The sequence below is a fragment of the Planctomonas psychrotolerans genome (assembly GCF_008642235.1).
Classification (GTDB): Bacteria; Actinomycetota; Actinomycetes; order Actinomycetales; family Microbacteriaceae; genus Planctomonas; species Planctomonas psychrotolerans.
Genome location: NZ_SJEV01000001.1, coordinates 2,531,405 through 2,553,902 on the forward strand (window position 1 = coordinate 2,531,405; position 22,498 = coordinate 2,553,902).

At 68.7% G+C, this 22,498-nt stretch carries 20 protein-coding genes and 1 tRNA gene; 11 read left to right on the forward strand and 10 right to left on the reverse strand.

All coding sequences use genetic code 11. The features are described 5' to 3' along the window. Positions 1 to 34: 34 nt before the first annotated feature. Positions 35 to 979 carry a phosphotransferase family protein gene (locus EY822_RS11710; RefSeq protein WP_150308413.1) on the forward strand — a complete coding sequence of 315 codons (945 nt, stop codon included), beginning with the start codon at positions 35 to 37 and terminating at the stop codon, positions 977 to 979. 97 nt (positions 980 to 1,076) lie between these two features. On the opposite strand, the gene EY822_RS11715 is transcribed toward EY822_RS11710, so the two are convergent. From EY822_RS11715 to EY822_RS11730, 4 genes are all read right to left on the reverse strand, one after another. Continuing rightward, positions 1,077 to 2,006 carry an aldo/keto reductase gene (locus tag EY822_RS11715; protein ID WP_150308414.1) on the reverse strand — a complete coding sequence of 310 codons (930 nt, stop codon included), beginning with the start codon at positions 2,004 to 2,006 and terminating at the stop codon, positions 1,077 to 1,079. A gap of 122 nt (positions 2,007 to 2,128) precedes the next feature. Beyond that, a complete protein-coding gene (locus EY822_RS11720) occupies positions 2,129 to 2,467 on the reverse strand; it encodes an NIPSNAP family protein (RefSeq protein WP_150308415.1) in 339 nt (112 codons plus the stop codon). Between the two features lie 81 nt (positions 2,468 to 2,548). Next, positions 2,549 to 4,531 carry a family 43 glycosylhydrolase gene (locus tag EY822_RS11725; RefSeq protein ID WP_150308416.1) on the reverse strand — a complete coding sequence of 661 codons (1,983 nt, stop codon included), beginning with the start codon at positions 4,529 to 4,531 and terminating at the stop codon, positions 2,549 to 2,551. Between the two features lie 106 nt (positions 4,532 to 4,637). Further along, on the reverse strand, positions 4,638 to 5,753 hold the full coding sequence (locus EY822_RS11730; RefSeq protein ID WP_150308417.1) for an aminoglycoside phosphotransferase family protein: 1,116 nt from the start codon (positions 5,751 to 5,753) through the stop codon (positions 4,638 to 4,640). A 229-nt stretch (positions 5,754 to 5,982) separates the two neighbouring features. Here EY822_RS11730 and EY822_RS11735 point away from each other — a divergent pair, with 229 nt between their 5' ends. The 3 genes from EY822_RS11735 to EY822_RS11745 all read left to right on the forward strand — a co-directional run bounded on the left by EY822_RS11735 (position 5,983) and on the right by EY822_RS11745 (position 9,369). Beyond that, positions 5,983 to 7,860, forward strand: coding sequence for a putative bifunctional diguanylate cyclase/phosphodiesterase (locus EY822_RS11735; RefSeq protein ID WP_150308418.1), 1,878 nt, complete (start codon positions 5,983 to 5,985; stop codon positions 7,858 to 7,860). 51 nt (positions 7,861 to 7,911) lie between these two features. Beyond that, positions 7,912 to 8,442 (forward strand): pyridoxamine 5'-phosphate oxidase family protein, encoded by a 531-nt coding sequence (locus EY822_RS11740; protein WP_150308419.1) that lies wholly within the window; start codon positions 7,912 to 7,914, stop codon positions 8,440 to 8,442. Between the two features lie 252 nt (positions 8,443 to 8,694). After that, positions 8,695 to 9,369, forward strand: coding sequence for an AIM24 family protein (locus tag EY822_RS11745; RefSeq protein WP_150308420.1), 675 nt, complete (start codon positions 8,695 to 8,697; stop codon positions 9,367 to 9,369). A gap of 101 nt (positions 9,370 to 9,470) precedes the next feature. Here the strand turns inward: EY822_RS11745 and EY822_RS11750 are convergent, their stop codons facing one another. Both EY822_RS11750 and ypfJ read right to left on the reverse strand, forming a co-directional pair. After that, entirely contained in the window at positions 9,471 to 10,949 is a 1,479-nt protein-coding gene (locus EY822_RS11750) for an HNH endonuclease signature motif containing protein (protein WP_150308421.1), read from the reverse strand. A gap of 411 nt (positions 10,950 to 11,360) precedes the next feature. Next, positions 11,361 to 12,269 (reverse strand): KPN_02809 family neutral zinc metallopeptidase, encoded by a 909-nt coding sequence (ypfJ, locus tag EY822_RS11755; protein ID WP_150308422.1) that lies wholly within the window; start codon positions 12,267 to 12,269, stop codon positions 11,361 to 11,363. Positions 12,270 to 12,593: 324 nt separating this feature from the next. Here ypfJ and EY822_RS11760 point away from each other — a divergent pair, with 324 nt between their 5' ends. Continuing rightward, positions 12,594 to 15,134, forward strand: coding sequence for a choice-of-anchor Q domain-containing protein (locus EY822_RS11760; RefSeq protein WP_227497244.1), 2,541 nt, complete (start codon positions 12,594 to 12,596; stop codon positions 15,132 to 15,134). 3 nt (positions 15,135 to 15,137) lie between these two features. Here the strand turns inward: EY822_RS11760 and EY822_RS11765 are convergent, their stop codons facing one another. Further along, on the reverse strand, positions 15,138 to 15,530 hold the full coding sequence (locus tag EY822_RS11765) for a hypothetical protein (RefSeq protein ID WP_150308424.1): 393 nt from the start codon (positions 15,528 to 15,530) through the stop codon (positions 15,138 to 15,140). A 228-nt stretch (positions 15,531 to 15,758) separates the two neighbouring features. On the opposite strand from EY822_RS11765, the gene EY822_RS11770 reads away from it, so the two are divergent. Beyond that, positions 15,759 to 16,334, forward strand: a complete 576-nt coding sequence (locus EY822_RS11770) for a dihydrofolate reductase family protein (RefSeq protein ID WP_150308425.1) — start codon at positions 15,759 to 15,761, stop codon at positions 16,332 to 16,334. Between the two features lie 28 nt (positions 16,335 to 16,362). Here the strand turns inward: EY822_RS11770 and EY822_RS11775 are convergent. Next, positions 16,363 to 16,437 (reverse strand) — tRNA-Arg (locus EY822_RS11775). 120 nt (positions 16,438 to 16,557) lie between these two features. On the opposite strand from EY822_RS11775, the gene EY822_RS11780 reads away from it, so the two are divergent. The 3 genes from EY822_RS11780 to EY822_RS11790 all read left to right on the forward strand — a co-directional run bounded on the left by EY822_RS11780 (position 16,558) and on the right by EY822_RS11790 (position 18,695). Then, positions 16,558 to 17,241, forward strand: coding sequence for a pyridoxine/pyridoxamine 5'-phosphate oxidase (locus tag EY822_RS11780; protein WP_150308426.1), 684 nt, complete (start codon positions 16,558 to 16,560; stop codon positions 17,239 to 17,241). A gap of 46 nt (positions 17,242 to 17,287) precedes the next feature. Continuing rightward, positions 17,288 to 17,785 carry an LpqN/LpqT family lipoprotein gene (locus EY822_RS11785; protein WP_150308427.1) on the forward strand — a complete coding sequence of 166 codons (498 nt, stop codon included), beginning with the start codon at positions 17,288 to 17,290 and terminating at the stop codon, positions 17,783 to 17,785. 112 nt (positions 17,786 to 17,897) lie between these two features. Beyond that, positions 17,898 to 18,695, forward strand: coding sequence for a gamma-glutamyl-gamma-aminobutyrate hydrolase family protein (locus tag EY822_RS11790; RefSeq protein WP_150308428.1), 798 nt, complete (start codon positions 17,898 to 17,900; stop codon positions 18,693 to 18,695). A gap of 19 nt (positions 18,696 to 18,714) precedes the next feature. Here EY822_RS11790 and EY822_RS11795 read toward each other — a convergent pair whose 3' ends face one another. Beyond that, the gene (locus tag EY822_RS11795; protein WP_150308429.1) at positions 18,715 to 19,389 is read right to left on the reverse strand and encodes an iron ABC transporter ATP-binding protein; all 675 of its coding nucleotides are present in this window, start codon (positions 19,387 to 19,389) and stop codon (positions 18,715 to 18,717) included. A gap of 67 nt (positions 19,390 to 19,456) precedes the next feature. Here EY822_RS11795 and argS point away from each other — a divergent pair, with 67 nt between their 5' ends. Further along, the gene (gene argS / locus EY822_RS11800; RefSeq protein WP_150308430.1) at positions 19,457 to 21,121 is read left to right on the forward strand and encodes an arginine--tRNA ligase; all 1,665 of its coding nucleotides are present in this window, start codon (positions 19,457 to 19,459) and stop codon (positions 21,119 to 21,121) included. Then, positions 21,122 to 21,913, forward strand: a complete 792-nt coding sequence (locus EY822_RS11805; protein WP_150308431.1) for an LmeA family phospholipid-binding protein — start codon at positions 21,122 to 21,124, stop codon at positions 21,911 to 21,913. It abuts the gene before it with no gap. 22 nt (positions 21,914 to 21,935) lie between these two features. Here the strand turns inward: EY822_RS11805 and EY822_RS11810 are convergent, their stop codons facing one another. After that, positions 21,936 to 22,310: a hypothetical protein gene (locus EY822_RS11810; RefSeq protein WP_150308432.1), complete on the reverse strand. Its 375-nt coding sequence runs from the start codon at positions 22,308 to 22,310 to the stop codon at positions 21,936 to 21,938. Positions 22,311 to 22,498: the final 188 nt, after the last annotated feature.

Consider the following 22,498-nt stretch of genomic DNA (forward strand, 5'->3'; position numbering starts at 1 on the left):
ATGAGCAGCCGCCGCCACGCCGCCCGGGTTCGCGGTGCGTGAGGCACCGCCCGACCTGACCCTCGACGACGTGGCGGACGCGGTGTCGCGTTTCTGGGGACGCGGCGTCGATACCGTCGAGCACCTGCCGCTCGGCTTCGGCGCCCACCACTGGGACGTCGTCTGCGGGAACCGCCGGTTCTTCGCCACGCTCGATGCGATCGGATCGCGCCACACCGAGCGGTCGCTGGAGAGCGCTTACTCGACGGCGGCCCGCTTGGCCGCGTCCGGACTCGAGTTCGTCGCGGCATCCGATCCCTCGATCCATGGCGGCTATACCGCGCCCCTCGGCACCGGTCGGCTGAGCATCGTGCCGTGGATCGACGGGCACGTCGCCGGGAACGGCTCCATCGACGACGCGGCGCTCGCCGAGGCGGACGCCGCGGCGCTGACGCGACTGCACGCCGCCCGGCCGCCCGAGGGCATTCCGCGGTGGCGGCCCCGTGTCGATCCGACGTTCGCCGCCGAACTGCGCGACCGGTGCGGCCGCGGCTGGGAGGCGGGACCGCACGGGGAGGCGGCACGCGCGCTCGTGCTCGACGACCTGGATGCCGTCGAGCGATGGACCGCCCGGTACACCGCGCTCGCAGCGCGCGCCTCCGGACGTGAGTGGGTGGTCACCCACGGCGAGCCGCACACCCGCAACCAGCTGCTCACCGGGCGCGGCCTGGTCTTCGTCGACTGGGAGTCGGTCGCCTTCGCCCCGCGCGAGCGCGACCTGCGTGTTCTCGTCGACTCCGGCTACGCGCGGCTCGTTGCGGCGGAGGCCGAGGTCCTCGAGCTGTTCGACCTGGAGTGGCGGCTCGACGAGATCCGCGAGTACACGCGGTGGTTCTCCCGGCGACACGGCGACGGCGAGAGCGACCGGGTGGCGCTCGACGGTCTGGCGGAGGAGCTGCACAGACCGGACTGGCACCCGCCCGCGACGCCGCCCGGGTGAGGCGGCGTCGCGGACGTTCGCGGTGTGTGTCGGGGAGCGCGGGTCAGCGCGCGCGTCAGGAATCGCGCGTCAGGAATCGCGCGTCAGGAATCGCGCGTCAGGGGAGCGTGTGGCCGGCGGCGGTGAACAGCCGGTACCACTCCTCGCGGGTGAGCGGGATGTCGGATCCGGCGGCGGAGTCGCGCAGGTGGTCGACGTTCGTGGTGCCGAGGACCACCTGGATGTCGGCGGGGTGGCGGGTGATCCAGGCGACGGCGATCGCGGCCGGTGGCACGTCGTAGGTGGCCGCCAGCTCGTCAATCGCGTCGTTCAGGTCGGCGTAGTTCTCGCGGTCGCCGAGGAAGACGCCGTCGAAGAAGCCCTTCTGGAACGGCGACCACGCCTGCAGGGTGATGTCGTTGAGACGGCAGTAGTCGAGCATCCCGTTGTCGCGGTCCACCGACTGCCCGAGGCCCGCCATGTTGGCGGCGACGCCCGCGGCGATCAGCGGAGCGTGCGTGATGCTCAGCTGCACCTGGTTCACGATCAGCGGCTGGCGCACCGAGCGCTTGAGCAGCTCGATCTGGCCGGGCGTGTGGTTCGAGACGCCGAAGTCGCGCACCTTCCCGGCTGCCTGCAGGGTGTCGAAGGCGGACGCGACCTCATCGGGCTGCACGAGCGCGTCGGGGCGGTGCAGCAGCAGAATGTCGAGCGAGTCGACCTTCAGTGCGGCGAGCGATTCGTCCACCGACCGCAGGATGTGCTCGGTGGAGAAGTCCCAGAAGCCCGACCGGATGCCCACCTTGGACTGGATCGTCACCGATTCCCGTTCGCTCGGCGACAGCGTGATCGCGTCGCCGAAGCGCTTCTCGCAGCCGTGGGTCTCGTTCCCGTAGATGTCGGCGTGGTCGAAGAAGGTGATGCCGGCGTCGCGGGCGGCACCGACGAGGGTGCGGATCTCCTCGTCCGACATGTCGCTGATGCGCATCAGCCCGAGGATGATGTTCGAGGTCTCGCGGGTGGTATTCGGCAGGGTCAATGTCTTCATGGCCCCATTGTGGACCGGTGCTGTTCGCCGTGCCGCCGGTGCCCGGTGGCGAACTAACGTCTGCGTCGCGCGCGCGCTCGGCCGTCGTGGGCGCCCGGTGAGGATCAGCGGAGCGGCGAGGGTCAGCGGAGCGCCGAGTACTCCGTGGGGTCGAGGAAGACCGACTCGACGCGGTCGACCACCGGGCCGTCCGCCTCGGACGCCGCCTTCGCTGCGATCCAGTCGGGGTCGGCGCGGAACGACTCCCAGGCCGCATCCGCGGCAGCCCGCGACTCGAACGCCATCAGGTACACCAGGGTGTTGCCCACCCCGTCGCCGTCAGTGGGGGTGAAGAAGCCGACGACCTCGAGCCCGTGCTTGCGGAACAGCGCCAGCGTGTGGTCGCGGAAGCGCGTCTCCAGCGCGGCCAGCTTGCCCGGGGCGGTGTAGTAGGTGCGGAGTTCGAAGATGCGATTGCTCATGGGGCAACGCTAGTCGGGGCGTGAGCAGACGGCAGGGGCCGGCGACCCATTCGGGTCACCGGCCCTCGGCCGTGCGGAGCGTCAGCGCATGCGGCGTTCCTTGACCGTGGCGACCCGCACGTAGTCGAACTCTGCGGTGAACGCCTGGCTGGCATCCTGCAGTCCGAACGCGGCGAGGGCGATGCGCGGGTCATCGCCGAGCGTGTGGGTCCACGTGCCGCCTCGCACCCACCGCTCGCCGTCCTGGCTCGTGTAGGCGGTGTAGCTGTGCGTGTCTCCGCCCGCGGCCCGGCGCTCCCCACCGGTCAGCCGGTCGACCACGATGCGCAGGTACGTCCACTCCTCCGACGGCGGTCCGACGATGGTGTTGCCGTAGCGAGCCCATCCCTCGGGAACGGGCGAGATCTCCTTGGCGAATTCCGTCTGCCTGGTGTTGAAGATCGAGGTGTTGGTGAGCTTGACGTAGTTGTCCTCGTCGCCGTAGACGAGAATCCCGGCCTGAGCGAAGTTGAAGCAGCATCCCTCGTCGGGCACGCTCACGCGCACCTTGGTCTCCACCAAAAATCTCGCACGCGGGGCATCGCGCTGGAGCACCCACGCGTTGTCGACGTCGACGTACAGGTCGCCGGCTTGGACATCGACCGTGAGGACGCCGTCGGACACCGCGTTGCCGGGAATCTCCGGAGCGGGTGCCGCGTCGTCGCCCGGCCACTCCCAGGTCCAGTCGTCGTCCAGTGCTACGGACGAGAACTCGTCGGAGTATCCGGCGAGCACCTTGTGCGGTACCGGAACGGGTGCCAGTCGGGTCTCGTGCCGGGACGCCTCGCCCTCCTGACCCGCGGGCGCGGGCATGCGGGAGTCGGACGGACCGTACCCGCCGTTCACGGTGGGCCAGCCGTCCACCCAGTCGATGGCGTCGAGCAGAGCGGGCCGTTTCGTGAAGCCGACCGCCGTCTCGAAGAACGGGTCCTGCTGGTCGACGGCGTGGTAGATCGTCCACCAGTCGCCCGCGGCGTCCTCGAATACGGTGTTGTGCCCGGTGCCCACCCAGCGGTTGCCGTTCATGGTGAGGAAGGGGGTGCCGCCGGCCTGCGCGTCGACGAACGAGTTGCCCTCGGCGTCGACGAACGGGCCGAGCGGATCCGTCGAACGTCCGACGAACACGCTGTACCCGGTCAGGGCTCCGTTGCAGCAGTTGGTGGCCGAGGCGAAGAGATAGTAGTAGCCGTCGCGGTAGATGACGTTGGCGCCCTCGTACTTGTTGTCGATCGCGATCATCGTGGCGTCGGCCGTGTTCGCCGTGGCACCCGTCGCGGTGAGCTCGAGGTCGCTGCCGTAGATGCCGCCGTAGTAGCTGCCGTAGTAGAGCACGCCGGTGTCGGTGACCGTGTCGCCGAGCACGTCCGGGTCGTACGTCCAGAGGAAGTCGCAGCCCTCGCCGTTCTGTCGCGGGGCGACCACGGGGGTGTCGGAGAACTCCCACGGCCCCACCGGGCTGTCGCTCGTCGCGACGCCGATGGCGCTGTCGGTGCCGCAGTCATCGACGCCGCTGACGGATGCAGCGGTGTTGGTCACCACGAAGAGCATGTAGTACTGGTCGAACGTGGAGGAGTAGACCACGTCCGGCGCCCACAGGGCGGCGGTCGGGTCGGCCCAGCTCGGCACGTCGGTGAACGCGTCGCCGACGTAGGTCCAGTTCACGAGGTCCTCGGAGGTCATCGTCGGAATCCGGTGGAAGACCAGCTCGCCGGCCGCGTCGACATCCTCGTCGTTCAGCGGGTCGGTGGTGCAGTACATGTACCAGGTGGAGTCGCCCGGCTGCTGACCACGGAGCACGATGGGGTCGGCGCAGCTCTCCACGACGCCGTCACCGGGCACGACGGGTTCCAGCGGATTGCTGTAGGACCCGGGATGGGCGCCACCAGAGCCACGTCGATCGCCCTCGTGCGCGGCCACCCCCACCGCGGGAAGGGACAGTATTGCCGCCAGCGCGGCGGCGAGTACTGCCGCGATGCGGGCCCGCCTCTTCGTTCGATCCGGTCGTACCCCACGGAATTGCGCCATCGAATTCTCCTCCGCACCATTACGGCGAATTTGACCGACTGCTCACGTGCAGCGCACGAGGACTGCGACGGCCTCAATGCGCCCACCGTACCCGGCGATCGCGTCGTCAGGAAGCGAAGTCGTCGATGACCTGGTCGACGGTGCGTTTGGCCAGGGCGACGAACGCCGGGTTGCTGTCCCGGTAGTAGGGAATGATCGCCGCTGCCTGCTGCAGGGCGATGCCTCGGGCGCGACGCCAGGTGTCGTCGTCCACGTCGAGGAACCGGCGATACTCGTCGCGCCCCTCCGGTCCAAACACCGCCCACGCGGCGATCACGTCGGTGGCCGGATCGCCGACACCGGCGCTTCCGAAGTCGAGAACGGACTCGAGTCGGCCGGCCCGGACCAGGAGATTGGGGCGCAGGAGGTCGGCGTGGATCCACACCGGGGCTCCGCTCCACGCGGGCGCCTGCAGTGCGTCCTCCCACACGGTGAGCGCCGCCGCCACGTTCACGTCGTGGGGTGCCGAACGGAGGGTGGGACGCAGTCCCGCGTCGAGGTCGCGCAGCGGTGGGCGTCCGGCCGGGGGCCCGTCCGCTGCGGGTATCCCTCGCAGAGCGGACACGAAGCGTGCGAGCGAGCGTGCGGCCTCCCGTTCATCGACTACGCCGGTCCCCTCGCCGTCGACCGCACCGTCCCGCGCGTCGGGTCCACCGCCCCGCGGGTCGACTCCACCGTTCTGCGGCTTGACCGCACCGTCCCGTTCGTCGGGTCCACCAACCCGCGGGTCGACTCCACCGTTCTGCGGCTTGACCGCACCGTCCTGTTCGTCGTCGACGCCTGCCTCCTTGCCTGCTACCGCACCTGCTACCGCACCTGCTACTGCACCAGCTACCCCGCTGTCCCGCTCGGCGTAGGGCTCACCCTCTATCCAGTCGAAAACGGCCCAGACGAACGGGTAACCGGCATCCGGTCGACCGAGGTGCATCGGTCTCGGCACGCGGAGGGGCAGGTGAGGCGCGAGCCGGGGGAGCCAGTGCCACTCGCGTTCGAGAGACTCCACGTAGGTGTGGACCCGCGGGAATCGGGCGTACACCGCGTCGCCGATGCGGTAGATCGCATTCACGGTGCCGGTGGAGCGCACCTCCCGAATGGGCAGACCCTGCAACTGCGGCATCTGCCGCGCGACGAGCCGGGCGACCATCGTTTCGTCGATATCGACCTCGTCGGGGTGCAGCTTCACCGTGCAAGGCTAGCGACGCCCGGGCTTCGTCCGGTGACGCGACGGGAGTCATCCTGATCAGTTTGCTTCGAACCCCGCCCCGGTCTCGCCCCGCCTCACCGGGAGGCAATAGAGTGAGGCTGAAGGTGCCCAGGACCCCGGCTGAATCGTGCCATCGTGCGCTCCCATCGACGTTCGAACTGTGGGTGCGCCTCGCAGAGGAACCGGGTTCGGAACAGGGGAGGTCGCGGTGGACAATAACGAGCCGATGGCCGGGGTGCTCGCCGACTTCGCACGGTCGATGACCGACCTGCCCCCGCACGCCATCGTGGACATGCTGCTCGATCGTGTCGTGGAGTTGCTGCCGGTGACCTCCGCAGCCGTGACCCTCAACGCCCGATCCGACCCCGCCCTCGCGAGATCCGTGTCCGCGACCGATGCTCCTGCACGGCGACTGGCCGAGCTCCAGAACGAGAGCGGGCAGGGACCCGCCGCCATGGTGATCGAGACGGGCGGGGCGGTGCATGCACCGGATCTCGCCGAGGACCAGATGTTCGGTGAGTTCGGTGTTGCCGCGGCCGCGGAGGGTGTGGCGGCGGTGTTCTCCTTCCCGCTCGGCCACCGCTCCGAGTGGCTGGGCACGATCGATCTGTTCCGGGACACTCCGGGGCCGCTCGAGCCGTGGGCGACGTCGGCGGCGAAGACGCTGGCCGACGTGACGTCCGCCTACCTCGTGAACGCTCGAGAGCGGGAGACGTACCGCGAGGGCGACGAACTGTTCAGAACGAGTTCGCTGCATGACGCGCTCACCGGTCTGCCGAATCGTGTGCTGCTGCTGCAACGGATCGAACACGCCGGGCAGCGTTCTCGTCGGTCGAACGCGCAGGCCGCGGTGCTGCTCGTCGACCTCGACGGATTCCGTTTCGTCAACGACAAATACGGGCACTGGGCGGGAGACGCCCTGCTTGTGGCGGTCGCCCATCGCATCCGGCCGCTCCTTCGCCCGGGAGACACACTCTCCCGGATGAGTGGCGATCAGTTCGTGATCCTGTGCGAGGACGTGGGCGATGCCGATGTGGTGCACCGGATCGCGGAGCGCGTGCTCGGGGCCTTCTCCGAGCCGTTCCGGGTGACGAGCCCCGTGCGGGCCGAGCCCGTGCAGATTCCGGTGACCGCGGCAGTCGGCATCGCGTTCACTGGCAGCGCCGACAGTGTCGGGTCTCAACTCATCGCCGATGCCGACTTCGCGATGTACCAGGCGAAGCGAAGCCGGGTGGGGTCGCAGGTGGTGCTGGACCTCCGCGGTGCCATCCGCGACGCCGATCGAGCCGAATTGCAGCAAGACCTGCGAACCGCGGTGCAGAAGAACGCTCTGACGCTGGCCTACCAGCCCATCGTGTGCGTGGCCGACGGCACGGTGACGGGGGTCGAGGCTCTGCTGCGGTGGCGGCATCCCGACCGCGGGCCGATGCCCGCCCCCCTCGCTGTCGCGCTCGCCGAGGAGAGCTCGCTCATCCACGACCTCGGTGACTGGGTCTTGCGGCGGAGCATCTTCGACCGTGCCGGCTGGCTGCTCGAGGCGCCCGAACGCCGACTCGACCTCGCCGTGAACATCTCCACCCGGCAGCTGCTGTCGCCCGGCTTCCCGGCCAGGCTGGAGGAGACGCTGCGTCGCGCCGGTGCCGACCCCGGTGCGCTGACGCTCGAGGTGAGTGAGGGGATCTTCCTCGAAGACAGCGAGTACGCGCGTTCGGTGCTGTCGCGTCTCAAGCGCATCGGTGTGCGGCTGGCGCTCGACGACTTCGGCACCGGCACGTCGTCGCCCGGGTACCTCCGGGACTATCCGGTCGATGTCGTGAAGATCGACACCGAGATCATCGCCGAGATCGACGAGGCGCCCGTCGGTGGGGCGATCATTTCCGCCGTGACCGAGTTGGCCCATATCCGTGGCATCAGCGTGACCGTGGAGGGGGTGGAGACCGCCCGTCAGCGGGAAGCTATCGCGCGCATGGGTTGCGACTCGGCTCAGGGCTACCTCTACTCCCGGCCGATGAGTGCTGGTGACTTCGCCGATCTGCTGCGCGAGTCGCATGCCGACACGCTTCGTCTGCCCCTCAACACGGCGTAGTCGCACGAACGCGTGCGGGTCGCCAGTAGGGCAACACCGAGAGGACGTGCCATGAATGCCGATGCCGATGCCGATGCCAATGCCCTTGGCGGCGACGCCGCAGATCACACCGATCACGCCGCCCGCGCCGATCGACGGTCCGGGATACCCGCCGAGATCGAGCCCGACCCCGCAGCCGCCAGCCTGGTCGAGCAGCTCACCGAGGATGCCTGTTGGGATCTGCTGAGGTCGTCCGACCTGGGCCGATTGGCTGTCGCCACCGACTCCGGCGTCGACGTCTTCCCGATGAACTACGTGGTGCGCGACCAGGCGATCTTCCTGCGGAGCGCGCCCGGCTCGAAGATGATCGATATCACCGAGCGGCCGTCGGTCGCCTACGAGGCCGACGGGACCGCTGAGGGTCTGCGGTGGAGCGTCGTCGTCAAGGGAACCGCGCGACGGCTGGGGTCCGACTCCGACATCGAGGCGTCTGGCGTGCTCGAGCTCGAATCGGAGAGCCCGACCGCCAAGTGGAACTACATCCGTATCGACCCGGCGTCCGTCACGGGTCGTCGCTTCCGCGGCAGGAGCCGCGCCACGTAGGCACCTGTTCCCGAGGCGAGCCCGTCCCGGCGTAGTACGTGCTGGCGCACCCGATGCGTACGGTGCGAGGTGTGCCGATCGGTCCTTCGCCGGTTGCGGGTGTTCATGTCGTGTGCGCGGTCGAGGTGCATGCCGTTCATACGCCCGGAGTACGAATCCATTGCTACGCATCAGCCCAATCGATACGCTCCCATTCGGTCGGAGTATTCGCGTCCGGTCGAGATGCATCCGAATCCGAATCGAGAGGGAACCATGCGCAGCGCACTCTTCAGCGAGCAGAACCAGGAGAAGCAGACATCCGAGCGGTGGGCTCTGCAGTCGACTCGCATGCTGCGGACCGTGCTCGGCGAGGATGTCATCGCCACGAAGGGCGCCATGGTGGCGTTTCAGGGTCAGGTCGCGTTCCATCACGAGGGTGCGGGCAGCATCGGCAAGTTGATGAAAAAGATGCTCACCAGCGAGGATGCGCCGATGATGCGTGTCTCCGGCACCGGTGAGGTCTTCTTCGCGCGGCAGGCGAACAACATCTTCCTCCTCCAGCTCGAGGGAGATGCGATCTCGGTTTCCAGTAAGAACCTGCTGGCGATGGATGCCTCGATCTCGTGGGACATCCGGCGCGTGCAGGGAGCCGGCATGGTGAGTGGTGGCCTCTTCAACCTGCTCCTCGAGGGACAGGGCATGGCGGCGATCTGCTGCGAGGGGGAGCCGCTCATTCTCGACTGCAGCGTGCAGCCCACGTTCGTTGATGCTCAGGCCGTGGTGTGCTGGTCGGGCAATCTCACGCCGCAGGTGCACAACTCGATGAACATGCGATCGATGCTGCGCGGTGGTTCCGGCGAGGCGTTCCAGTTGGCGTTCCATGGCCCCGGCTTCGTGGTGGTACAGCCGAGTGAGGGCATACCGGTCCCGCGCCCCACCGGCAGCTGACTGGTCCGTGACTGACTGCCCGGGGGCCTGCGGTCGCTGGGGCGGTTCGTTCCCGGGCGTTCGGGGAGTCCGCCCGCTCTTTTCCTGAGCCTGGCCGGTCGTCATGTGCGTTGCCGTTGGGTTTGATGTTGGGTTTGGATGGTGTGGATGTCGGGGTTTCGGCTCGGCATCGGGAGCAACGTTTGTGTCGGGTCTACGGTTTGGGGTGGTCTGAGCCAGTAGTCGCCGTCGTGGCGGAGGATCTTCCAGTGGTTGTCGTGGAGGAGGAGGTGGTGTCTTCGGCAGAGGAGGACCCCGTCGGCGATGTCGGTTTTTCCGTGTTCTTTCTTCCACGGGTTGATGTGGTGTGCTTCGCCCCAGGATGGTGGCCGGTCGCAGGACGGGAACCGGCATCCGCCGTCGCGAACGGCCATCCCGACGCGTTGTCTTGGGGTGAAGAACCGGCGGGCCCGTCCGACGTTGACGCACTGTCCGGTGTCGTCGAATCCGACGGCTATTGCTCCGGTGTCGCAGAGGTGCCGTTCCACCGTGCGGAAGGAGACGGGGTCGGGGTGTCCTTCGATCCGTCCGTGGCCTGCACGGTTGTGCAGGTGCGCGTCGGTGATGATGACCCTCACGGCGGGGCGGTGGGTCCTGAAGATGGTGCCGGGGTCCGCGTCGACGGCGAGGCGGATCATCTCGACGAGCGCATCGGCGGCGATCTGCTCCGTGGACCGTTCGTCGTTCAGGAGCGTGTCGGCGGCGGCCTTCTCTTCCGGGTCGACCATCCTCGGGCCGCCCCGGCGGGGGGAGAGGATTTGGTCGATGGCGCCGGCGACGATGGTGCCTTCTTCGGGTGCGAGGCGGAACTTTCCGCAGTACATGCCGGCACTGTCCCACCAGGTGCGCAACGTCCGGTCGTCGCGGCGTTGCTTCTCGCGCCGTGCGATGCCGTCACGGTCGAGCTCGTCGCGGAGGTTCCGTGCCTTCCGGAACAACTGGTCCGGACTCAACCCCGCCGCGGCCTCGAGGAGTTCCTCGCACGCGGTGGTGAGTGCGGTGGCCGGGACTCCGGGGCCGACGTCGCCGAGGGCCCGCTGGATTGCGTGGAAGCAGTCCGACGACAGTGTCCCGTCCGCGAGTGCGGCGACGAGTGGCGCCTGCCACGGTGGTGGCATCTGGGCGTTGGAGGTGCCGGCTTCAGCCGATGTGTCTTCCCCATCGGCAGAACCTGCACCCGCCTCCACTGATCTCGCGGTGAGGGTCACTGCTGCTTCTGTTTCGGCGATGATCGTGCCCAACTGCACGAGCTTGACGGCTTCGGGACGGGACAGCTTGCCGATCGACTGGATCATCGCCTCCGGCGACACAAAACCCGCGCTCTGCGCCATCCCACCATGCCCCGCCTCCGGCCGGGACCGGTGCGCGATCTCTCCCGCGATCAGGGCCGCGTACCGGTCCACGCACTGGCGCAGGACCGTGACCCGGTCCTGCGCACCCCGCAACTCCCCGTCCTGCGGCACCGCGACATCGGCCGCGCAGTCGCCGAGGACGGCGACCGTATCCGCTGCGGTGCGGAGTCGGGTGGAGAGGAGTTCCATACCACCTATTGTCCCACTATCGAACACGTGTCTCAAGAGGTGTGTGCGAATGGGGATAAGTCCTTCTGCACAGGGGGGTCGAGAACGGGGTGCGTCCCTTCGACAGGCTCAGGGACCGTGACGGCTTGTGTCCCTTCGACGGACTTCAGGGACCGTGGGCAGGGTGCGTCCCTTCGACGGGCTCAGGGACCGTGCGGGGTGCCGTCCCTTCGACAGGGTCAGGGACCGTGAGGGTGCGTCCCTTCGACAGGCTCAGGGACCGTGAGCGCGTAACCGTGGGGGGGTGCGTCCCTTCGACAGGCTCAGGGACCGTGGGGGGGCGTCCCCTTCGGCAGGCGCAGGGACCGCGCACCCCAGGGACGCGCACCGCACCGCGGGGACCGCGAGCGCCGCAGGCGCGTGGTGGTGCGGTTAGAGCTGCGCCGCGGGGACCGCGAAGGTGTCGCAGGCGGTCGAACCACCGGTGCGCCCGGCCTCGAACCACCGCTGACGCTGCTCCGCGGAGCCGTGCGTCCACGTGTCGGAGTCGACCTCCGATCCGCTCGCCTGCTGAATCCGATCGTCGCCCACTGCCGCAGCCGCATCGAGAGCATCGGCCACCTGCGCCGGCGTGACCGGCTCCAGGAAGGTGGTTCCCGTGTCATCCGCGATGGTGGAGGCCGCGCCGACCCACGCACCCGCGTAGCAGTCCGCCTGCACCTCCAAGCGGATGGTGTCGGACCCCGGGCCGGTGTCGCTTCGGTCGGCGCGCTCGAAGGCCCCGCTCAACTGCTGGATGTGATGGCCCCACTCGTGCCCCACCACGTACATCTGCGCGAGCGGACCGCCGCTGGCGCCGTACGAGCTCCTCAGCTGGTCGTAGAACACGGTGTCCACGTAGAGCGCCTGCTCCGGCGGGCAGTAGAACGGGCCAGACGCGCTCGTGGCCGATCCGCACCCGGTGTTCGTGGCGTCGGAGAACAACCAGAAGTCGGGGGTCACGTAATCGGTGATGCCGAGGGCGGCGGCCTCCGTCGACCAGTACCGGTCGAGCGAATCGGCCGCGCCGGCCATGCGGCAGTCGATGTCCTCGTTGGCGTCGGCACCGGTCTCGCACCCCTGAATCTCCTCCGAGACGATCTGCTCGGATGCGCCTCCGCCGCCCATTCCGGGATCGCTCACCAGACCCGAGAGGTCGACACCGGTGAATTGGGCGATCAGGAAGACGGCCAGCACGGCGATACCACCTCCACCGGCGGCGATCCCTGTGGTGCGACCTCGACCGCGACCGCGGCGCCGCACCTTGCTGCTGTCGATGCGGGCGTCATCGTTGAAAGACATGATCGAACCGTACTACCGGTTGTCCCGTGCGGCGGGTGATGGAGCCGGAGGCTCACGCACTCACGCACTGACGCACGCACTCACTCACGCGCTCGAGCAGCCGCACGCAGACCCCGACGCGCCCACCCGTACTGGGGACGGCGAATCCCGTACGGGGGACTATTCGACGCCGGACGAGATAAACAACCATCGAAGAGTGCGGTTGCGCCGGGGGGCGAGGCCCGCACATCATCCGACGTCCGGCAACTAGGCCGGGCACTTCTCTGGGGGGACGAAGTGGCGCGCAATTTTTCAGGCATTCGACAGTCGATTCTGGCGGCGGGAGTGGGCGTAGCACTTCTCGCACCTCTGGCGGCGACATCACCCGCTCTCGCGGCGACATCGCCCGCCCTGGCGGCGACGTCACCCGCCCTCGCGACGCTCGACGTCACCGGTCCGCGCACCCTGGTCGTCGACACGGCCGCTCGACCCGGCACGTATCCCAGCATCCAGTCCGCGATCGACGCCGCGACGGTGCCGGGCGACCGCGTGGTGGTGAACGACGGACGCTACGCCGAGAACATCGTGCTGGCAGCGCCGGGCGCATCGGGATCGCCGATCGAGGTGACCGCCGCGGGCAACGGCGCGGTCCTGGCCGGTACGGCCACTCTGGCCGCTCCCTACACCAGCATCTCGGGGCTGACCCTCACCGGGCTGACCCCCGCGGGCGGCACGACCGCGGCACACGCGGTGACCGTGCGGGCCACCGACGTCCGCGTCTCCGACCTCGCGATCGACAACTTCCGCGGATTCGGCATCCGCTTCGAGTCGAAGATCTCCGCCCGGGGGTACGCCGGGCACAACCACATCTACAACACCGCGGGCGGAATCCAGATCGGTGACGGCGCACTGATCGAGGAGAACGAGATCGAGCGCATCAACGTGCACGGCGACGCCAGCATGCCGGGCGATGCGTTCCGGGTGTTCGGTTCGAACGTGATCATCCGCCGGAACGTAGTGCACGGCACCTCGAAGAGCGAGATCTACAGGGCGCACACCGACATGGTGCAGTCCTGGGACGACGTGAAGGTTCCGACCAAGAACGTCGTCATCGAGAAGAACCTCTTCACCGGTTGGTTCCACCAGGGTCTGATGCTCGAGAACGACGCCTTCGGCGGCTCGGGCACCTCGTACATCTCCGACTGGACCGTCAAGAACAACATCTTCGAGGGATTCGAGTCGTGGGGCATCCTCGCGGGGAAGCCGGGCGGAGGCATCCCCAACCTCAAGGTGCACAACAACACGTTCGTCGGCAACCCGGCGGGCAGCCACAACGGCGTCGGAATGGTCGGCATCAACGGCTTCGGCGAGGTGAAGAACAACATCATCACCGGCGTGACGGCCGCGAGCTACTTCGCGAGCGACGGCACCAGGCTCTCGGCAGGCAATAACCTCGTCTTCTCGGCACCCGCACCCGTGGTCGCCCTGGCCTCGGACATCGTGGGCAAGGATCCGCTGTTCTTCGACGTGAGCAAGAAGGACTTCCGTCTGCGTGACGGATCACCGGCCGTGGATGCCGGAGTCGAGCTCGGGCTGAGAACCGATGTGCTGGGGATCAATCGAAGTACCGCCAAGCCGGACATCGGCGCACACGAGTACATCGTCGTACGTCCGCCCGTGCTCAACACGGTGACGCGGGCCGAATACGACTCGATCCAGGCGGCCGTCGACGCCGCGGCACCGGGGGAGCGCGTGCTGGTGCGCGCCGGTCGATACGTGGAGAACGTGCAGCTGCGCAACCCGGGCACCGCGGACGCGCCGATCGTTCTCAGCGCGGACAGCCCGCAGTCCATCCTCGTCGGTACCCTCACGGTGGCCGCGCCCCACGTCTCGGTGGAGAACCTGACCGTGACGGGTCTCGCGCCGGGAGGCATCGCCACGCCCACCGCCGGGGTGACCGTGCAGGCGCCCTTCGTGTCCCTCACGAACCTCGACGTCGACACCTTCGCCGGCTGGGGCATCGACTTCGCGGCCGGTGTCGCGTCGGATGGCCGCGCCATCGGCAACCGCGTCTACAACAGTGCGGGTGGCGTGCGCATCGCCGATCGTGCGGTGGTCGAAGCCAACGAGGTCGTGCGGATCAACACGCACGGCAGCATCGACGCACCGGGCGACGCCTTCGCGGTGGTCGGTGCCGACGTGGTGCTCCGCGGGAACCGTGCGTCCGGCTCGGTCGCCTCGGAAGCGGGCGGCGCGCGGGTGGACATGGTGACCGCCATCGGCGCGACCGGCATTCCGGCTACCAACGTCCTGGTGGAGAACAATGTCTTCACCGGATGGTTCTCACGGGGTTTGGCGCTCGACGGCACCGCACCGAGCGGCACCGGCTCGCTCATCTCCGACTGGTCGGTGCGCAACAACGTCTTCGCGGGCTTCGAGTCCGACGGCGTGGTCGCGGGCACCGCCGGCACCGGAATCCCGAAGCTCAGGGTGTACAGCAACACCTTCGCCGGGTTCGACGGCGCCGCGGCATCCGGAGTCGTCTTCCGCGGCGCGGGCGCCTCGGGTGAGATCCGCAACAACATCCTCACCGGCATCACGACGACGTCCACCGCCGCGCTCGACTCCGCCACCGCCACGCAGACGCACAACCTGGTCTTCGCGGCACCGGATCCGACGGTCGGGCACTGGTCGATCGTCAAGAACAAGGATCCGCTGTTCGTCGACCCGTCGGCGGGCGACTACCGGCTGCGAATCGGTTCCCCGGCCATCGACAGGGGCACCCGCGTCGGATCGATCACGGATGCGGACGGCCTCAGCCGCTTCGTGAACGGCATCATCGACATCGGAGCATACGAGTACGGTGCCGCGCCGCTGGCTCAGTAGCGCCTAGTTGATCGCCGTGCCGCCGGTCGTGAGTGGCTCAGTGATGCGGGGGAGGAGAGCGCTGAAGCCCGCCGCGGCACCGACACCGAAGAAGAAGAGGAAGTCGGGGCCCATGAAGCCGGTCGGCGCGGCGCCGAACAGCTCCCGGTCGAGCAGCCCGAGCAGGCCGATGCCGATGAGAACCGCCGCGACCGCACCGAGCGTTCCCCGGAGGGCGGCAGCCGAGCTCTGCGTCAGGCCGACGACGAGGAGTGCGAGAGCGCTGAGCAGATACACCGCATCCATCAGGATGTCCACGTTGAAGACACCGAGCATGTGCTCGCCTTCGATGAAGAGCCCGGCGAACCCGTGAGATCCGAGGAGGATCCCGATCATGACTGCGGCCGCTCTACCCATCTATCGATCTCCCTCGTACACGTGCTGCGATTGCTGAATTTTCAGCCTAACCGGGTGCACCAGGTGCGGTAAGGGAGGAGACCGAGTTCACAGGGGCGCGGAGGGCGCGGTGGTATGCACGACACGCGGGGGTGCCACCGTGGTCGCACTAGTGTTCTGCTACCGCACGGTCGCGGGCAGCGAGCCCGTGGGGCACCCGACCAGCGCAACCGGAAGCGAGGGGGAACGATGGGGCAGCTTCGCTACTCCGGCCTCATCTCCCTCGACGGCTATTCGTCCGACGCGGGAGGCGACTTCGGCTGGGCGATGCCCGACGAGGAGGTTCACGCGGCGATCAACGACTCGGAGCGCCCGACCGGCACCTATCTCTACGGGCGCCGCATGTACGAGGTGATGGCGGCGTGGGAGACGATGCCGACCGAACCCGACGCCACGGCGCCCCACCGCGACTTCGCGGGAATATGGGCGCGAGCCCGGAAGGTGGTGTACTCCCGAACACTCGACACCGTGTCGACCGAGCGGACCCGGATCGAGCGTCGCTTCGACCCGGATGCGGTCCGTCGCCTGCTCGAGTCCTCGGAGGAGGATCTATCCATCGGCGGCGCGGGTGTCGGCGGGCTCGCGCTGCGGGGCGGACTCGTCAGCGAGGTCGCCGCTTACGTCTTCCCCGTCACGGTGGGAGGCGGCACCAAGTTCCTGCCCGACGGGTTCCGGGCGCATTTGGAGCTGGTCGAGGAGAGACGATTCACCAGCGGCGTCGTGCTGCTGCGCTACCGGGTGCTCCACGGGCCCGACGGCTCGTGACGGGCGACCGGCCCGGAATCACAGTCTGTGGTGCCCCCAGCAAGATTCGAACTTGCGCCCCTGCCTCCGGAGGGCAGTGCTCTATCCCCTGAGCTATGGGGGCCAGGGTGCGCGAAAACGCGTACTCAGGTTAGCACCGGCCGGCGACCCACGAACGCACGCGGGAGCAGACACCGTGGAACGCGATCCGACCCGTGGGGAAGGGCCGCCGTAGGCTGGGAGAATGGCCGACGAACAGACCCTGCGCGACAGGCTCCGCACACTTCCCGTGTTCGGGGACGACCTTCCGCCGTTCGACACGGATGCCGTGCCCGATGACCCGATCGACCTCTTCCTCGAGTGGCTGACCGCGGCTCTCGACGCCGAGGTGAGTCAGCCGCACACCATGGTGCTCGCCACGTCCGACCCGAGCGGTCATCCGTCCGCACGCACGCTGCTGCTCAAGGATGTGACGCCCACCGTGGAGGACGAACCCGGCGCCGTGTGGTTCGCGGCGATGAGCGACAGCCCCAAGGGCGTCGAGCTCGAGGCGAATCCGCGCGCGGCACTGATGTTCTACTGGCGCGAGCAGGGCAGACAGGTGCGCATTTCGGGTCCGGTGTTCCACGGCGACCGTGAGGTGAGCGAGCGGGACTTCCTCGCCCGGCACCCGGCGGCGCGCGCCACCGTTCTCGCAGGGGACCAGAGCGCCCCGATGCCGCCCGTCGACGAGGTGGACCGGGCCGTCGCGAGCGCGAAGGAGTTCATCTCCGTGAACCCGAATTTCGTGCCGGAGACCTGGCGCAGTTACTTCGTGCAGCCGTTGATGGTGGAGTTCTGGCAGGCGGCACGCCACAGCGAGCAGAAGCGTCTTCAATACACGTCGTCCCCGTCCGGCGGATGGGAACGACGAATGCTGTGGCCGTAGAGCCCACTGTTCCGTTCAGCACGACCTCCGAACCGAAAGGCACCGCATGTCCGGCCGCGTGACCAACCCCAGCGACGCTTTCCCGCCCTCCGTGGGGATCTCCCTCGACTATCCCGACGGGTGGGAGCCCCTGGCCGGCGCCGGCGTGCACCTGGCTGTCGTGCGCATCATGCCGCCGGGGGAGTTCCGCCCCAACGTCGTGGCGACCGTGAAGCGGATGGATGCGGCATTCACGCTGGACTCCGCCGTGCAGCAGCTGCATGCCAAGCTCGCGACGCTGCCCGAGTACGAGCAGCACACCGAGGAGCGCAGGCAGGTGCTCGGCGCTGCGGGGTTCGCCGCGGAGGGCGAGTACACGCATCCGCAAGCCGGCAGCCTCGCGATCGTGACGGCGATGACCGTGGTCTCCCGGCCGAATGCGGTGGATCTCGTGGAGATCTCCGGCACGTGCGCCGCCGGCCAGGTGGAGGACGTGATCGAGGACATCCGCGGCATGCTCACCGGTGCCCGCATCGAGAAGACCGCCCTCGTGGTGGCGCGCTGAGACGCCCGTCGGAAACGCGGCGGAGGTCGGCGCGTTCGTTCCGAGCGCGTTCTGTGTCGTCCCGTTACGGTGCGGCGCGCGGCGATCGCCCGGTCGTCCGCACAATGGACTCATGAGCGCACCACGCCCCCGTCGCCTCGCCGTCGTGCAGGTGACCCGCCACCGACCGGAGAACGAAGCGTACAACGCGCTCGTTCAGGTGCTGAACGGACGCGTGTGGGCGATGGCGGGCGACGCCGGCTGGGACGTAGTCCGTGTCGCGGCAGCCGATGTCGGTGTGCACGCCCTGCTCGACGCGACGGCGGACGCCGACGCGGTCGTCATCATGGGCGGAGAGGATGTCTCGCCGGAGTTGTACGGCGGATCCACCGGGTATCCGGGGGAGTCGACCCACTTTCCGAGCGCCGACGACGGGCAGATCGCTCTCGTCACCCGCGCCCTCCACAGGGGCACGCCGCTCCTCGGTATCTGCCGGGGCGCCCAGATCATCAACGTGGCACTCGGCGGCACGCTGCACCAGCACCTCGAGGCGGGCGACCTGCACCGGAATGTCGGTGTTCCGATCACCGAGGTCATGCACGATCACGACGTGGAGATCGATCCGGCCAGCACCCTCGCCGCCGCGCTCGGCACGTCCACGACGGTCCGCAGCGCGCATCACCAGGCGATCGATCGCCTCGGCAGCGGCCTGTCCGTGGTGGCGACCGCCCCGGACGGCGTGATCGAGGCCGTCGAGCACGACACCGCCGACATCCTCGGCGTGCAGTGGCACCCGGAGGACGCGCAGTCCCCGGCCGAGCAGTTGCCCGCCCTTCTCGACGTGCTGGCGCGCGCCCTCGCGGCCGGTGCGGAATACGAGCTGGCGGCAGCGACCGCTCCCGCCGCCCGGAGCGACGCCGCCGCCGCGTAGCGTTCGGCTGCCGTTCCGGTTACGGCTGCAGCGCCACCACGTTCTCGACCACGCTGCTCACGAGTGCGGCGTGATCGCCCGGCTCGTAGAACGCGGTCGACCGACCCACGATCCAGTAGTCACCCGCGAACACCTGCGCCTGGCCGACGCCATCGATGAGTGCGAAGTATCCCTCGTCGCCCGCATAGATGGGCACCGGGTCGTTCCCCACCACGAGGGCATCCTTGCGTCGCTGCGCCTCCTCGGGCAGCAGGTGGGCGACCGCGAACTCGATCTGCTCCCCGCTCGTCTGGTTGACGAAGCCGCAGGCCGCACCGTTCTGCTCGTCGACCAGCACAGCGGGGAGCGTTCCCTCGGCGGGGGTGTAGTCGCTCTGCACGCCGACGTTGGGGTTGAAGTCGTACAGCGTCTGGCTCGGCAGCACCGCGGCGCAGTCGACGGTCACCGGCACGCTCGTGGGAGCGGACGTCGGGGTCGGAGTCGCGGACGTCGGGGTCGGGCTCGTGGCGGGCGTCGGCTCGGCGGTGTCACTCGGCGACGGCGTGGCGGGAGCGGAGGCCGCGGGCGTCTCGGGCTCGGGAGGCGCTGCGTCCGGCGTGCAGCCGGCGAGGGAGAGACCGGCGATCGCGGCGGCGGCGACGAGCGGTCCGCTTCGTCGTGCGCGGTGCGGGAAGGGAGTCGACGATCGCAGCATCGGTTCAGGATACCGGCGCCTTTCCCCGCCGAAGGATGCCCCGCGACGGACGGTAGGCTTGTGTGCCGTGACTGCCGCAAACCTTTCCTCCGCCATCTTCGACCTCGTGGCGGCCGCGGCGGTCCGGCGCGCACCCGATGCCGCCCTCTCGATCACCGCCGCCGATGTGGTGCTCGAACGCCCGAAGAACCGCGACCACGGCGACTGGGCCACCAACATCGCCATGAAGCTCGCGAAGCCGCTCGGCATGAACCCCCGCGAGTTCGCCGCCGACGTCGCATCCGACATCGCCGGCCTACCCGGAGTCGCCTCCGTCGACGTCGCGGGACCGGGATTCATCAACATCCGCCTGGAGGCGGCGACCGCCGGCCAGCTCGCGAAGACCATCGTCGATTCGGGCGCGTCGTTCGGCACCGGAACGATGTTCGACGGCGTGACCATCAACCTCGAGTTCGTGTCGGCCAACCCCACCGGTCCCATCCACATCGGCGGAGTGCGCTGGGCCGCGGTCGGAGACAGCCTCGCGCGGATCCTCATCGCGCAGGGCGGCCTCGTCACCCGCGAGTACTACTTCAACGACCACGGTTCGCAGATCGACCGCTTCGCCCGCAGCCTCCTCGCCAGCCATCTCGGCGAGCCGACACCCGAGGACGGCTACGGCGGCGCGTACATCTCCGACATCGCCGCCCGGGTCGTGGAGCTCTACGACGGAGACCTCGCGTCGCTCAGCCGCGACGATGCCCAGGAGGTGTTCCGCTCGATCGGCGTCGACCTGATGTTCGGCGAGATCAAGCAGAAGCTGCACGACTTCGGCGTGGACTTCGACGTGTACTTCCACGAGGACTCGCTGCACAAGTCCGGCGCGGTGGAACGCGCCATCGAGCGTCTGCGCGCTCTCGGTCACGTCTTCGAGGAGGACGGCGCCATCTGGCTGCGCACCACCCAGTTCGGCGACGACCGCGACCGGGTGATCATCCGCAGCACCGGAGAGCCCGCCTACATCTCCGGCGACCTCGGGTACTACCTCGACAAGCGCGAGCGCGGTTTCGAGCAGAACATCATCATGCTGGGCGCCGATCACCACGGCTACGTGGGCCGGATGATGGCGATGGCGGAGGCGTTCGGTGACGTGCCGAACGTGAACCTCCAGATCCTCATCGGCCAGATGGTCAACCTCATGCGCGACGGGCAGCCGCTCCGCATGAGCAAGCGTGCGGGCACCATCCTCACCCTCGACGATCTCGTCGACGCCGTGGGCGTGGATGCCGCCCGCTACGCTCTCGTGCGGTCGTCGGCCGACTCCCGTCTCGACATCGACCTCGAGGTGCTGCAGCGCCGCACCAACGACAACCCCGTCTTCTACGTGCAGTACGCGCATGCCCGCACTCGCTCCGTCGCCCGCAACGCCGCCGGGGTGGGTGTGGATCGCAGCGCGTTCGCGCCCGACCTGCTCACGCACGAGACGGAGTCCGTCCTGCTCGGGGTGTTGCAGGAGTTTCCCCGCATCGTCGCTCAGGCCGCGGAGCTGCGCGAGCCGCACCGCGTTGCGCGTTACGTGGAGCAGCTCGCGGGCGCCTATCACCGCTGGTACGACAACTGCCGGGTCACCCCGCTGGGCGAGGAGCCGGTCACCGACCTGCACCGCACGCGCCTGTGGCTGAACGACGCAGTGGGCACCGTCATCCGGAACGGCCTCGGCCTGCTCGGCGTGTCCGCGCCGGATCGGATGTAAGTGGCTCCCGCAGCAGCGACCGCGCGCGCACCGCGCCGTCGCCGCCGCGCGCTCATCGCGGTGATCGTGGTCGGTGTGCTCGTGCTGCTGCTGGTCGTCGCCGTGTTCGTCGCCGATGCCTCCCTGCGGTCGTACGCCGAGGAGCGGATCCGCGCGGAGATCCGGGACGGACTGCCGAGCGGGGTCACCGGTGACCTCGCGGTCGACGTGGGTGGAGGACTGTTTCTGCTGCAGTATCTCCGCGGCAGTCTCGACCGGGTCGACCTCGCCGCCCCCGACCTCGCCGTCAACGGGGTTCCCGTCGGCTTCCGCGCCGTGGCCACCGGGGTTCCGGTCGACCGGTCGCAGTCGATCGAGAAGATGGTGGGGACCGTCCGGCTCTCCGAGGATGCCGTCAACGACCTCGTCGCGGAGTCCGGCCTGACCAACGTTCCGGCGGAGATCCGCCTCGGCAACGGCGCGGTCGGTTATGCCAGCAGCTTCCGCGTTCTCGGCTTCGACCTCGACTACGACGTGACCGCCGAGCCGCGCATCGACGGGGATACGGTGATCCTCACGCCGACGGATGCCGAGCTGACGTCGGTCCCGGGCGGGCTGAACATCGGCGGCGTGCTCGGCGACAACCTCAGCAGGTTCGCCGTACCCCTGTGCGTGGCGCAGTTCCTGCCGCAGGGCGTGACGCTCACCGGGCTCGAGGTGACGACCGGCCGGCTCGTCGCCACCTTCGCGGCCACCGACCTCGTGCTGTCCGAGCAGACCCTCGCGTCCCCAGGGTCGTGCTCGGACGGCTGATCCGGATGTCGGTCCGCGAGGGCTACTGCGTGGGCTGCAGCTGCGGGCACTCGAAGGGCTGGCCCTGGAACGTGACGGTCTCACCCGGCCGGTTCTGGCACAGCTCGAGAAGCTCGACACTCGCACCCGTGAGCGCGACGATGGCGATCGTCAGTAGGACGGTACCGATGGTGACGAGGATGCCGATGATGATGCCGGCGATGGCCAGACCGTTCTTGTGGCCTGCCTTCCGGGATTTCACCAGTCCGACGATGCTGAGGATGACGCCCACGATCGACAGGAACGGGAAGAAGGCGAGGATGAAACCGACGATTCCCCACACCTTGCCGGGGTTCTCCGCCGGGCGGCCGGGCTGACCGTTCGCCGGGTATGGCTGGTTCTGCGGTGGGTAGGACATGAATTCCTCTCGGTGGGGGGACGGCCGGGCACCGTCGGCAGATCTTCAACCTAGCGATCCGCATCGCGGGAGGCGACGCCCCACTCCGCGGGCCGATTGCACGAGCGCCGAAACCGCTTGCGCCGTCCGGGTCCCGTCGTGCCCGGCGTCATCTGGCGCGGGCGGCAGGTCGCCCTTCGCTAGAATCG